Raw genomic sequence first — 13,302 nt, forward strand, 5'->3', positions numbered from 1 at the left:
ACGGGGCCATGCTGGCCAAACTGCGGAACATGGGCGAAGCCTGCACCGCCGCCAACCGGTTCATCGTGCACGAATCCCTGTCCGGCGAATTCAGCCGGCGCCTTGCGGACCGCATGGGCGCCCTCAAACTCGGCCGCGGCTCGGCGGAGGGCACCAACATCGGCCCCCTCATCGACGCCAAGAGCCGTGCCAAAGTCGACGAACTAGTCCGGGACGCCGTCGCCGGGGGCGCCACGGCACTCACCGGCGGATCGCCGTCGGACGGCGACGGCCACTTCTACCCGCCCACGGTGCTCACCAACGTGCCGGCCACTGCTCGCATCCTTCAGGAAGAGGTCTTCGGACCTGTGGCACCGGTGGTCAGCTTCCGCACCGAGGCCGAGGCGATTGCCCTGGCCAACGACACCGAATTTGGTCTCGTGGCCTACGGCTACACCCGCGACCTCAACCGTGGGATCCGGCTCTCCGAGCAGGTGGACGTGGGCATGTTTGGTCTGAACACCGGTATCGTGTCAAACCCGGCGGCCCCTTTTGGCGGTGTCAAGCAATCGGGCATGGGCCGCGAAGGCGGCAGCGAAGGGATCGAGGAATACCTGGAAACACGCTACATCGGCATCGCAGACCCGTCCTGATGCGCATCCTTGTCACGGGCGGCACCAGCGGAATCGGTGCCGCCCTCGTGCGCGATTCCCTCCGCGCCGGCCACACCGTCTTCACCACAGGGCGCGACGCCGTTGCCGCTGCCGTCGCCGCCATGGGCGGCATCGACGTGGCGGTCGCCAACGCCGGCTTCTCAGCGGCCGGGGATCTCGCGGACGGCGACCGGAGGTGTGGCGGAACATGGTCCTCACCAACGTCTACGGGCCGGCGATCCTGGCCAAGGCGGCCCTGCCGCAGCTCACGGCAAACCGCGGGCACATGGTCCTGATGGGCAGCACTGCCGGACGGAAGGTGTATCCGGGCAATCTGTACACGGCCACCAAGTGGGCGGTCACGGGCTATGCGGAATCACTCCGCCAGCAGCTGGTCGGGACCGGCATACGCGTACTGCACATTGCTCCGGGACATGTGGACACGCCGTTGTGGAAGGATGCCCCCGACGCTGCCATCACCCCTGAGTCGGTGGCCGAAACCATGCTGTGGGCCCTGGCCCAGCCGCCCGGCGTCGACGTTTCCGAGATCACCGTCCGGGCCACCGGTCAGGAATTCTAGGGTCCAAGGCGGCTGATGGTTCTTGCGAAGGCGACCTGCGGCGCCCGCCACAACAAGTTCCCCCAAAGGCTCCTCAGGTGCCGGAAAAGCCATCAGTGCGCAGTCACCAACGACCGAGAAAGGACGAAGAAAGAGATTGATCCTCAAAACGATACTTTCGATCAGCAAACGCAGTTGCGACTACCGGCCGTCAGGGACGGGGTTTCGCCCTTGAAAGCGGGTCTGCTTCGGCGTCCTGATGTCTTGATGGTCATCACGTCGGCGCCGGCCTATGTGGCCACCAGCGAGGTGCTGAAAGTCGTCCATCCGATGGATTTGACCCCGCTGCGATTTCTGCTCGCTGCCCTTGTACTCGGGTTGTATTTCCTGATGAGCAAACGCCGCCTCTCGCTGCGGAAGGAGGATGCTCCAAAAGTCATTGGCATATCGCTACTGGGCTACGGGGCCTACGGCACGCTGTTGAACATAGGCCAGACCACCGTTCCGGCCGGAACCACAAGCCTGCTGCTGAACACCTCGCCCGTCTTTGCGTTTACTCTGGCCTACCTTGTCTTGGGTGAACGCACTTCGCGGCAGGGGCTGTTCGGAATGGCAATCGCCGTTGTCGGAATTGTTGTGGTCACTTTGTTTGGATCAGCCAATCTCGGTTTTGACTGGAACGCTCTCATCGTCTTGGTTGCAGCACTGGTCCTGGCCGTTTCTCTTATTTGCCAGCAACCAGTGTTGGCAACGATCCCACCTGTGGAGATCGTCTTCTGGGGCTGCCTCCTTGGCGGACTCGCAACTCTTCCCCTGGCGCCCTACGACATCCGGCCCGAAGCGTGGAGGCCGGTCACCCTTGCCGCCCTTGTCGTGTTGGTTGTCTGCAGCACGGTTCTTGCCTGCTCCTTTTGGAACATATCGCTTGCGGAAACGAATGTGGCCGCAGGCGGGTCTTTGCTTTTCGCTGTCCCCGTCTTTTCACTATTTCTTGGTTGGCTACTGCTTGGGCAAGTCCCCACGACCGGCGCAGTTGCCGGAGGCGGTTTCGCGCTTGGTGGAGTCATCCTTCTTGGCCGCACCCAAAGCGCCCAACTTTTGGCCGACCACAAAGACCGAGTATTAGATTCCTAGCCTGGAGGAGATGGCCGACGATCCGATCATCTCCGGACCGCAGCCATCGAACAATACGAATCCATCCATCGACCGCCTCAGGAAAGCGGCGCTTTCAGGCCTACGATTGCGAAACAACATCGGGCGGCGTCCGATCTTTTGTACGGGAACTTGCGGACTTAAGAGGCGCAGGAGGCCTTCACCGACATCACCTGGGGGCGCTGCACGACAACTGGCCCCGGCAACCCGGACGCGGCGATGACCGGAGGGTTCGCCGCCCTGCGCGTGCGGCCAGCGAACCGCATCAGCCGCGGGACGAAACCGAGACCCCGGCCGTCGAATGGCTCATCATCGAGTGGCCCGAAATTGCTGCGGAGCCTACGAACAACGGGCTCTCGGCCCTGCCCGGGCCCACACCGCCCGGTGTTCCCACAATCGATCACACCCTCACGTTGACGAGCGTCGTTGCAGCCTTGTCGCTGATTTACGCGATTTCGGCGACGGACGGTAACGACCTGGCCAGCACCGTCATGGCACATTGCCCTCGCCGCCATCCTTGTCACTGCAGGAATCCTGCTCGGCCTCCGGTGGACCACCAAAGTACGGCCGAGTCGGCGGAGTCGGCGGTGGAACGAGAATGCCCAGCTTCGATGACGTCACCTCAGCGAGTTCAGGGGCAGAGGTGAGACGACCACCGAGGTCACCATTCTCAGCATCGACGACGTTCAACCGATGGGAGCATGGGCAACCATCAAGTGGAACAGATTCGGATATGTGCAGCCCGCGTGGCTCGAGGCAGGAACCATTGAATGTTGGCCTGGCTCTATCCTGCTAATCTCCCCAGACCCTGGCCAGGTGCAAGTCGTCCGTCCATGGCCACCGGCATATTGGATCCACGCCGATGACTGCCGCGCGGCGGCACCTGCCGGTTCAGATTCATTGCAATGAAGCGAACACGCCGCACGACAGTGGAAATCACCGTTGACGTCATCCGACACATGGTCATCCGAGGCAACCACGGTGGCTGGCCGCCCGGAGACCGAATTCATCGATTCGGCCTGGATCAAAGTTGAGCTCATCCCTGGCAGGTCAGGCGCGGGGCCGAGATCATCGCAATCCGCGGCGGCTCCTACGCGGCGTCGGCGGCCAACGCGCACAGACGGCTCTGGGTACACGGAACGCGGCACGGCGACTGCGCGACGGCGGCAGGAGCTTGGCCCGGAGCCCGACGGAGCCTGGATCACCCATCGTGAGGCCACTGCGGAGATTCTGGCCGCTGGCGATGCCGCCGTCCAGGAAGGTCGCACCGAGCTGCTCTCCGACCTCAACATCAGGTTCCATCAGAGCGTCGCCGAGCTGAGCGGGAGCTCGTCGCTGGCCGCAATCCTGCGTCTGATTTCGGGATCTATCGAGCGGCTCTGCTTCGCAGACGTCCAGCACCGCGCCATGAATTCTTGGAGCGAACACCAGCCCACTATGGACGCCATCGACGATGCAAACCTGGAGGCATCGGCAAAACTCATGGGGGCCCACATCCGCCGGTCAAAGCGGAGCTATTTCAAGCGGTTTGCCTCCCGCGCCCACGGGTAACTGCCCAGTCGGTGATCTGTATCCGGCCCGTGCCGGCGCTACATCCCGGGCCTACTTCGCCTTCCTGGATGCCGCCGAAAGACGGGCGCTGCTCCATGGCCAGCCCCATGCCGAGTTTTCCGAACGCACCGAGGTGAACGAAGAACGGCTGGAAAAGTTGTTCAAGAAGACAGTCACGGATGGTTTCGCCCTCTCGGAGGGCGAATACGACATCAGCACAAGGGCGCTGGCAGCACCGGTCATGATTGGCCGGCGCCCCATCGGATCTGTATCCCTGATCGAAAACCAAGGCTCAGTCCCCGACCTCCAACATCCGGAAATTCCTGCCCATCCTCTTAGCCTCCGTCGGAGAGCTGTCCAACATGCTCTCGAGCCACACGCCTTCGCCCCAACACAGCTGGTGGAAATGGGAAAAGCAACACCAGCACATCTCAGCCACGCCAATAAGGAGCACCTAAATCAGGCTGGACCTTCTCCTTTGCAGTCGTTCTTTCAAAGTCGTGGCGTTCCTCGTTTCGTTGGCTGCCCCTGTCGCGGGGCATTCCATGCACGTCTGGCGGACGGGGCTCGCCGTGGCGCAGACACGTCTTCCTTCCAGTGTCCGCCATCAGGCCATCCGAAAGACCGCAAGGGAGCCGTAGGAAGCCCTCTTTCTTTGGACTGTCCGGGTGTGATGCCGTGCCGGCCCTTGCGGGCCGGCACGGGCGGTGGCTTCTTAGCTTCCGATCGATGGTGTCGCCGGGACCTCGGGCCGCTTGACAGGCCGCTCGTCGGGCACCGTGACCATGATGGCGATGATGGCGACAACCACCATGAGCAGGTTGAACAGGATGCCGACGGCACCGCCGAACCGCAGGCCCACGTTCTCCTGGTTCCCGATGAACAGGCCCCACGATCGGATGGTGGCCGGGTCCATGGCCTGGGCCGCGACGTAGAGGGCCGCCGAGACGGCCACGCCGATAGCGTTGCCGAGCGAGGAGGCCATCTTGTAGATGCCCGCTGCTGCCCCGGCCTCGTCGTCGGGCACGTTCGACAGTGCGGCGTCCGTGGACGGCGTCGCGAAGAAGCCCAGGCCGATGCCGAACAGGGTGAAGCCGATGACGGAGAGGACGATGTACTGCCCGATGAGGGTGAACGTCATGGACGTCATCAGGCCGCTTCGGCCCGAAACGCTGGAGCAGTTTCTCCCCGACGCGGATGGTGGCCAGGATCGCCACCAGGTATCCGAGGGTCAGCAGGCCCGACTGCAGTGAAGACATGCCCGCGGCGACCTGGACCAGGCCGAGGGAGACGATCAGCGTGCCGGCCGCGCCGTTGAGGAGGAAATTGGACAGGGTGGCGCCGGCGAACGTCGCGTTGCGGAACAGCTTCAGGTTCAGGACCGGGTTGCTCCGGCTTGTCTCGATTCCAAAGAACACGAGCGTACCGACGACCGCGACGGCGATGAGCCCGATGCCGGTCCAGCTGAGCCAGCCGATCAGCGGGCCCTGCGAGATGTACACGTTGAGGGCCACGAGCGCGACGACGAGGCTTACCATGCCGCCCCAGTCGAAGGTGCCCCCGGCTTTCGCGGCTGACCTGGACTCCGGAGTGCCCCGCAGCAGGAACAGGGCGACGACCGAGAGCACGATCGAGATCCAGAAGATGGACCGCCAGCCCAGGAACGACGTCGCCATCAGGCCGCCGAACAGGGCGCAGAAGCCCGAGCCGCCCCACGAGCCGATGGACCAGAACGACAGCGCCCGCTGGCGGTCTTCCCCTCGTAGTAGTTCTTCACCAGGGCCATGGTGGAGGGCATGATGCACGCCGCGGACAGCCCCTGGACCACGCGGCCGCCGTGAGGCCGCCGGCGTTCTCCGGGGTCAGGGCGATCAGGAGCGATCCGAGGATGCTCAGGTAGATGCCGGTGTTCATGATCTTCACGCGGCCCAGCCGGTCCGCGAGCCCGCCGGCAACCACAATGAAAATGCCGGAGAACAGCGAGGTGACGGACACCGCGAGGTTCCCCAGTGTCCGTTCGATCCCGAGGGACCCCTGGATGCCCGGGATGACATTGAGCAGGGTCTGCGCGAACAGCCAGAAGTTGATGACGGCCAGGACGATGCCGACCAGCCATGCATCGTTCGGTTTCCATTGAGTTTCGGTCTTTGCTGCGGACTGGGCAGTGCTCATGGTTTACGCATCCTGGGAGAGGTAGGACAGTGCGGCGACGACATGGGCCTGGACGCCCATGGACAGGGTCGGGTCGATCACGGGGGCGAAGAACGGGGAGTGGTTCCCCGGGATGTCCTGGGCCACTGTTCCCTTCGCGGCCGCGGCCCGGTACGTCTCGGGGTCCACCCCGCCGAGGAGCCAGAATGTGTACGGCACACCGAAGGCGTCCGGAATGCGGCTGAAGTCCTCGGAGGCGGTCTGCCTCTCGGCATGGTGCACAGGGTCCGCTCCGAAGTGGGCGGAGAACGCGGCCCGGACCTGCTCTGTCACGGCCGCATCGTTGCTGGTGAGCGGAAACTGGTCGTAGTACTCGAAATCAGGTTCCCGGGGCGATCCGGCGGCAGCGCACTCCCCCTTGACGATCCGCTCAATCGAGGCGAGAACCGAGGCCCGGACCTGGTTGTCGTAGGTGCGGATGTTCAGCAGGAGGGTGGCGCGGTCCGGGATGATGTTCGATGTCGCGCCGGCGTTGAGCGCCCCCACGGTGACGACGGCGAAGTCGCCCGGCTTGGTCTCCCGCGAGACGACGGTCTGGAGCCGGAGCACGATCGAGGCGGCCAGCACCACCGGGTCAACGGACATGTGCGGCATCGAGCCGTGCGCGCCCTTCCCGTACACGGTGACCTTGAGTGAATCCCCGGCCGAGAGGACCGGCCCGGCCGTGGTGGCGACCGTCCCCGCCGGCATCGGCATCACGTGCTGGGCGAGGGCGACGTCGGGCCGCGGCACTTTGGTGACGAGTCCGTCGTCGACCATGGCCTTGGATCCGGCGCCGACCTCTTCGGCCGGCTGGAACAGCGCGATGTACGACCCGGACCAGGCTCCGCGCCCGTCCGCCATGAGCTTCGCGGCGCCGAGCAGCGCACTGACGTGCATGTCGTGCCCGCACGCATGCATGGTCCCGTCCACCTCCGAGGCATAAGGCAGCCCGGTGGCCTCGGTGACGGGCAGCGCGTCCATGTCGGCGCGCGCAAGGACCGTGGGGCCGTCCCCGTTCGCGAGGACGCCGACGACGCCGGTGCCGCCGATGCGGGTCACGGAATAGCCGAAGCCAGCGAGTTTCTCCCCGACGAGCTTGGAAGTCTCATGCTCCTCGAGGCTCAGTTCGGGATGCCGGTGCAGTTGGGTGTACGTTTCCCGGAGCCAGCCGAGCTCGGAATCAAGGCCTGCCAGGACTGTGTCGGAACCGCTCATGCGCATCGCTCACTCTCGGAGTCTGGGCACCCGGGCGGGCCGGGCGCAACCGGCAGAATCAGCCTAGACCCGGCGAGGCACCTTGGGGGGTGTCCCTGGGCGCTTGGGATTTTCCTTCGGGAGAGTCGGCGGCGGGTTTGTATACGCTGAAGCGGTGGACTCGGTCTTTGATTTTGAACACCAGTTTTAACCGCCGCGATGCGCCGCACGGTGAGACTTTCAAAGCTGGTTGGCTGCCATTTCGCAGCGATATGTTTCACCGCGTTGGTTGTTCCACATCCACAAGGGTCACACGCGGTCGGTACCGTGGTACAGTCCGTTCACGGCCTTCCGCCCTCCGGGATCCGGGATTCTGGATTCTGGAAGAGGCGGGCCGGTTCCGGGCTCAGCCGGAACGGGAACAAAGGAGTAGCCCATGTCGATGGACCCGTCGTCCTTGCCAGCATCCTCCGAAAGCCAACCTCCCGCAGACCCGGCACCCGGCGGACCTTGCCGCGATGCCGCTTCGGGGATACGCCGCCAGGCCTCGGCCATTATCGACACAGTGCTCGCAGACCCCGCGCCGGAGCAAGGCCGTGTCAGGGATCAGCTTCGCGAACACGTTGCCGCCCATCCCGGGCACCCGGAAACGGCGCTGACCGAACACCTGATTTCCCTCAGGTCCCTGACCCGGCTCCCCGCCGGCACCTCGAAGGTGCGGCCCCAGGCCGCCGGGTCCGCCATTCAGCCGCAGACCGGAACCCCGGCTCCGTCAGCGGCGGAGCGCGCCTCGCGGATCGAGGCGGTCCTGAAAGGCAGGATGCTGCTGACCGCTTTTCAGCCGATCTACGAACTCTCCACCGGCTCCGTTGTCGGCGTCGAAGCGTTCACACGGTTCGTCTCCGACGGGGGCGACAACGCGGGCTACTGGTTCGCGGAAGCCGCCGAGGCGCGGCTGGGAAGCGAGCTGGAATTCGCGGCCTTGGAGTCTGCCCTCGCCGCCGCGCGGCACCTGCCGACCCACCTGTACGTGGCGCTGAAGCTGTCCCCGGCCACCTGCTTGGACCCCCTGCTGCCGGGCTTGCTTGAGGAATCCACGCTGGCCCCTGACCGCATGGTCCTTCAGCTCACCGACGCCCTGACCGCGGAGCAGCCCGCCGCCCTGGGCGCCGCGCTGGCGCCCCTGCGGCAGCGCGGAGTCCGGCTCGCGATCGACCATGCCGGCTCGTACTTCGACTCGATCCGCCACATCAGGCAGCTCCAACCCGACATCATCAAACTGGACCGCAACCTCATCGCCGGAATCGATACGGACACCCTCCGCCATGCCTTCGGCGAGGCCATGGTCGGCGTCGCCGAGCAGCTCGGAGCAGCGCTCATCGCCGAAGGGATCGAAACCAATGACGAACTGGCAGCTGTCGCCGGTCTCGGCGTGACAGCCGTGCAAGGCTACTTCCTCGGCCGGCCCACCACCCGCCCCCAGGACTGGGCCCACTGGAACCTCCCGGTTCCTTCAAAGACGGGATCGGACATTTCTCCCCCAATAGCTTCGATTTGGTTTTGACCACGGTCATACAGCGGCCCTGCTCTCCTTGAGATTATTCCGTACGGCTTGGGCGGCCTGAAATTAGCGGTCTCGTTCATGTTGTCTTCTGCGCTATGCGGTACACGGTGCTGCGCGCGACTCCGAAGAGCTCGGCGATCTCGGCAGTGGTGTGCTGACCTCCCGCATAAAGGGAGACGAGATGGGCTTCCTGGCTTTTTGTGAGTTTGGGCTGTTTGCCCCGCAGTCAGCCTTTGGCTTTGGCGACCTGCATGCCTTCCCTGGTACGGGCACGGATGAGATCGGATTCGAATTCGGCGACCATGGCCAGGACATTGAAGAGCAGCCGGCCGACAGGGTCGGTGGGATCGTGTACGGATCCACCAATGCTCAGCTTCACTTCCCGTCTGGTGAGATCTTCAATGATGTCCGTGGCATCCCGGAGGGACCGAGCGAGCCGGTCGAGCTTGGTAATGACTAGGGAGTCGCCGGCACGCACAGCCGCGAGGGCTTCGCGCAGACCCGGTCCGCGGCAATCCCATCCGCATTCTCCTGCCCGGTCGTATCCTGGCTCGGTATGCCCGATCCGGCGATGATCCCCCGCTCGGTAATTTTCCGACCGAGAACTTCTGCGGATGTGAAAGCATACAGCCGCTCCGTGGCATGGTTCCAATACGTCACCTGCCATGCCTCTAAGAGGATGATCACTTCCTGGACGCCATAAGGCTTCCTGGGCCCGGGCATGTCCTGCTCATGTTAGCGCCGGATGCAGCCCTTGGAAGGCTTCGCCCCCAGCAAGCCATGAACGGCCCTCAGGCGATCTGGCAGTCCTTGTCCCGGGTTTTTGGCTCGGAGGCGCCCCAGAAAGGGCTGACGCCCTCCAAAGTGGCCCGCGGCAGTCCTCGGCGCCGTCTCAATAGTGACGGTTGCCGGGTTTCCCCCTTGGCATAGGCCATGGCCTCACTGTGATCGATTTCCAGCCGGCTGTAGGCGCCCTCGTTGTTCAGCCTGTCCCGCTTCCTTGGAATTAGGACACATAAACGCCATGGCGGACTCGCCGGCAGTAATCGGGCCGTGGGCGACACCCGTTCTCATGTGGAAGCCATCGCAACCACGCCCGGTCGATCACGTATCCACAGATGGCCGGAGACGACATTCCACCGGTTATCGGCATCTGAAAACAAGCAACATTGGATGCGGATACGCCCAGACGGGACACCATGCCCGGGTTGGTGCCCTCTGATCCGCATACTGGACCTAACGTGCGAACTAGTCTGACGTTAATGCGCCCAGCCCGTGTGCGACCCGGTGGGCACGCCGTGCCCGGAATGGGCCGCTGAGGCCGGGACCGTCGGTTCTTCGCCGTATTCGCGGTGGGCGTCGTGGACCACGGCGCCACCTACTATCGTCAGGTCGGCCCGTTCTCCGAGCAGTTCTTCGGCCTCCAGTACGTACAGGTTGGCTGACCAGACCACGACGTCGGCCTTTGCCCCTACGCGGATGACTCCGAGTTCGTTTTCCGCATGCCAGGCCCAGGCCCCGCCTTGGGTATAGGCACGCAGGGCGGTGTCAAGATCCAGGCGCTCGTCCGGGGTCCATGCCGAACCGCCGTCGAGCCCTGCCCGGGTGAGGGCGCTGTAGAGTCCCACGAGGGGGTCCATCTCACCGACCTGCCAATCGCTGGAGAAGGCCAACCGGGCACCCGATTCGGCGAGGGACTTGAACCGCCATGCGCGGTCCCAGCGCTCCTCGCCCACGTTCTCCATCCAAGTTCCGGCGACCAGGTCCGGGGAACAGTGACGCGGCTGCATTGCCGGGACAACGCCCAGCTGGGCGAAGCGGGGTAGATCGGCGTCATCCAGGCACTCGACGTGCACGATCCCGTGCCGGCGGTCCGTGGTGCGGTTGCTGCGTTGGGCCTGTTCGATTGCGTCCAGGGCCATCCGCACTCCCCTGTCGCCGGTGGCGTGGGTGTGGGTTTGGAAGCCCAGCCGGTCCAGCTCGCCGAGCATCGCTGTGAACTCGTTGGGTGGCAGGCTCGAGGCGCCGCGGTGGCCGGGCCGGTTGGCGTAGTCGGCAAGCATGGCAGCAGTGTGCGGTTCGATCACGTCGTCGGCGTACAGCTTGACCGGGCCCAGCCGGAGCATGTCGTCCGCGGGCGCACTGTCCACCGCCTCGCGCAGGTCCCTGCGGAATTCCGCGTCGGCACCCACAGGATGGAAGAGCGCGGTGATGACCCGGGAATGCATTTTCCCCTCGGCCCGGGCCCGGTACATGAGGTCCAGTTCAGCCAAGGGTACTTGGGGCTCGACGACGGTCGTGATGCCACTGGCGGCGGCCATCTCCAGGCTTGAGGTGATGCGCCGGTAGCGGCGATCCGGGGAGTACATCGGGATGTCCCGCTGCAGGCCTTTCAGTCCCGCCGTCGTCATGGCGCTCGTGTAGAAATCGGTCACCCATCCGGTGGGCCAGCCGTCGTCGTCGAGCTCCGGGCGCCCCCACGGTATGGACGCGCCGCGCTCGATACCCAGCACCCGGATCGCGGCGTCGTTGAGCCATACCGAGTGCTGGTCATAGGTGGTGATGAAGATGGGACGGTCGGTCAGGCCGCGCAAGTCCGCGGCGTTCGGCCGGCGTCCCTCGACCACCGAATACACGGCGTTTTCGGCACACACCCAGTCCAGGTCGGGCCGGGCGGCGGCGTGTTCCGCTATCCGGTTCCGCACGTCCGCAAGGGTGTGGGCGCCTTCGAGGCTGACGGCGTCGGGATCGAAACCCAGGAGCAGGTGGTTGTGGCTGTCGATGATCCCAGGGCTCAGGAGCCTGCCGCGCAGGTCCAGGCGACGACGGGCCGGCGGCGCATCCCGGTCCGTGCCAACGTAGCTGATGAGCCCGTTGCTGATGCCGACAGCTTCGGCCCAGCCCGTCCCGTCGAAGGTCCGGACGGCTCCGTTGCAGAGCAGCAGGTCAAGCATCAGTTGTTCTCCTCTTCAATTACTGCGTCAAGGAGCAGTAGATGGGTTCCGGAACGGGGCCGGAGATACAGGTAGTAGTAGATGAATCCGGCAGCGACGAAAGCGAGCGAAATTCCCAGGCTCAGCCACTGCGCCGGGTCCATGATGGCGACGACGAAAACCAGGAGGAGGGCCGCGATGCAGAGGGCGGGCGGCAACGGCCACCACGGCATCCGGTAGCCGGGGCGGTTCTTGTTTCCGCGGCGGTAGTTGATCGCGGCGAAGGCAATGCAGAGGTAGCTGAAGGTCAGGGTGGATCCGGTTGCGGTCAGCAGAACGTCCAAGGGGGCAAAGCATGCGAGGAAGGCGATAGCACCCATGACGGCCGTCGCCGCGACCGGCACCTGGCCTTTGCCGCTCACTCGGCGGAGTCCCCTGGACAAGGCCTCGGGCAAGGTGTGGTCGCGGGCCGCGGCGTACAGCAGACGGCCGGACTGCAGGGTGATGGCGATGATGGCATTGATGATCGAGAAAGCGACAGCGAGCAGTACCAGCATGGTGACGGCGTCTCCCGCCCGTTCACTCAGGAACTGCTGCACCGGCAGCTCCGCACCGAATAGTTCTTCCTGCGAGCTCGCGCCGAGCAGGATTGCGAGGAGGGGAATCAATTCGGCGGCGATCGTGACGGCCGCACTCCACAGGACCGCCCGCGCCAAGGTGCGGGCGGGGTTCTTGGTTTCCTCCGCGAAGTAGACGGCGCCACCGTAGCCGTTGAAGGAGAAGATGCCCTGCGTGACCGCAATCATGAGACCGGCGATCGCCAAGGGCGCCAGCGATCCAGTGGAAGCGTCCAGGGCCTGCGGGGTAAAGAGCGTGTCCAGCGGCCGCTCAATGTGGACTAGGCCCAGCACCACGAGCAGGACCAGTGCGCCCATCTCGATGAAGAGGAAGACACCCGTCAGCCAGGCGTTGGCCCGGATGTTGAAGCAGGCGGTGATGGTGGTGAGGACCACCACCACGAGCGCCGTTGCCTGTGGCGACAGTCCGGCTATTGCTACGCCCAGGTAGTCCGCGACGCCGAGCGCGAAGACCGCGACGATGAGCGGAAGTGAGAGGAGGCTGATGAAGAAGGTCACGACGCCGAACGCCGGCCCGAGCGCCCGGGAGACGAGCGAGTAGTCCCCGCCCGCCACCGGATAGGCGGAGGCGAGTTCGGCATAGCAGAACGCCACGAGAATGCTGATGACGCCCGCGATGAGGAAACCCCAGACGACGCCGGTTCCGAACGCCGTCAAGGCGGCGCCGCCGAGGATGAAGACGCTGGAGGCGGGCGAAATCGAGGACAGAGTGATGAGGATGTTGCCGCCCAGGCCGAGGCTGCGGGACAGGGAGGCGCTATAGCTCCGGCCAGCGGCTTCGGACTGCGCGTGGACGGTGCTGCTGAGTTGTTCCATGAGGGTCCATTCGGGTTGCGATGGAAGCATTTGGTTTTTTGACACCATCGTCAAATAACCATTGGAGTGT

General features: G+C 64.7%; 10 protein-coding genes and 3 pseudogenes. 6 read left to right on the forward strand and 7 right to left on the reverse strand.

Translation table 11 applies throughout. From position 1 onward, the window contains the following. From J9611_RS00005 to J9611_RS22645, 5 genes and pseudogenes are all read left to right on the forward strand, one after another. Positions 1-632 (forward strand): aldehyde dehydrogenase family protein (locus tag J9611_RS00005; protein WP_211876557.1); only part of this gene is annotated, 632 nt, incomplete at its 5' end. A 208-nt stretch (positions 633-840) separates the two neighbouring features. Continuing rightward, the gene (locus J9611_RS21630) at positions 841-1,212 is read left to right on the forward strand and encodes an SDR family oxidoreductase (RefSeq protein ID WP_246527162.1); all 372 of its coding nucleotides are present in this window, start codon (positions 841-843) and stop codon (positions 1,210-1,212) included. Positions 1,213-1,227: 15 nt separating this feature from the next. Further along, the gene (locus tag J9611_RS00015; RefSeq protein ID WP_211876558.1) at positions 1,228-2,325 is read left to right on the forward strand and encodes a DMT family transporter; all 1,098 of its coding nucleotides are present in this window, start codon (positions 1,228-1,230) and stop codon (positions 2,323-2,325) included. 960 nt (positions 2,326-3,285) lie between these two features. Next, positions 3,286-3,894, forward strand: coding sequence for an FCD domain-containing protein (locus J9611_RS00020; RefSeq protein WP_211876559.1), 609 nt, complete (start codon positions 3,286-3,288; stop codon positions 3,892-3,894). After that, positions 3,797-4,126 (forward strand): annotated as a pseudogene (locus J9611_RS22645) (IclR family transcriptional regulator domain-containing protein); the annotation flags it as partial. The gene J9611_RS00020 and the pseudogene J9611_RS22645, both read left to right, overlap by 98 nt. A gap of 483 nt (positions 4,127-4,609) precedes the next feature. Here the strand turns inward: J9611_RS22645 and J9611_RS21635 are convergent. From J9611_RS21635 to J9611_RS00035, 4 genes and pseudogenes are all read right to left on the reverse strand, one after another. Beyond that, positions 4,610-5,035 (reverse strand): MFS transporter, encoded by a 426-nt coding sequence (locus J9611_RS21635; RefSeq protein ID WP_246527188.1) that lies wholly within the window; start codon positions 5,033-5,035, stop codon positions 4,610-4,612. Positions 5,036-5,108: 73 nt separating this feature from the next. Next, a pseudogene (locus J9611_RS22240) lies at positions 5,109-5,699 on the reverse strand (MFS transporter); the annotation flags it as partial. Next, the gene (locus J9611_RS22245) at positions 5,668-6,066 is read right to left on the reverse strand and encodes an MFS transporter (RefSeq protein ID WP_281414496.1); all 399 of its coding nucleotides are present in this window, start codon (positions 6,064-6,066) and stop codon (positions 5,668-5,670) included. The gene J9611_RS22245 and the pseudogene J9611_RS22240, both read right to left, overlap by 32 nt. Before the next feature lie 3 nt (positions 6,067-6,069). Then, positions 6,070-7,302, reverse strand: a complete 1,233-nt coding sequence (locus tag J9611_RS00035) for an amidohydrolase (RefSeq protein WP_211876560.1) — start codon at positions 7,300-7,302, stop codon at positions 6,070-6,072. A gap of 544 nt (positions 7,303-7,846) precedes the next feature. Here J9611_RS00035 and J9611_RS00040 point away from each other — a divergent pair. Next, positions 7,847-8,845 (forward strand): EAL domain-containing protein, encoded by a 999-nt coding sequence (locus J9611_RS00040; RefSeq protein ID WP_307856979.1) that lies wholly within the window; start codon positions 7,847-7,849, stop codon positions 8,843-8,845. 76 nt (positions 8,846-8,921) lie between these two features. Here the strand turns inward: J9611_RS00040 and J9611_RS00045 are convergent. The 3 genes and pseudogenes from J9611_RS00045 to J9611_RS00055 form a co-directional block, all read right to left on the reverse strand. After that, positions 8,922-9,353: pseudogene (locus J9611_RS00045) on the reverse strand (recombinase family protein); the annotation flags it as partial. A 751-nt stretch (positions 9,354-10,104) separates the two neighbouring features. Continuing rightward, positions 10,105-11,799 (reverse strand): amidohydrolase, encoded by a 1,695-nt coding sequence (locus J9611_RS00050; protein ID WP_211876563.1) that lies wholly within the window; start codon positions 11,797-11,799, stop codon positions 10,105-10,107. Beyond that, positions 11,799-13,232: an APC family permease gene (locus J9611_RS00055; protein ID WP_211876564.1), complete on the reverse strand. Its 1,434-nt coding sequence runs from the start codon at positions 13,230-13,232 to the stop codon at positions 11,799-11,801. Before J9611_RS00055 ends, J9611_RS00050 begins: the two co-directional genes overlap by 1 nt. Between the last annotated feature and the right edge of the window lie 70 nt (positions 13,233-13,302).

Source organism: Pseudarthrobacter albicanus, assembly GCF_018224015.1.
GTDB classification, from domain to species: Bacteria; Actinomycetota; Actinomycetes; order Actinomycetales; family Micrococcaceae; genus Arthrobacter; species Arthrobacter albicanus.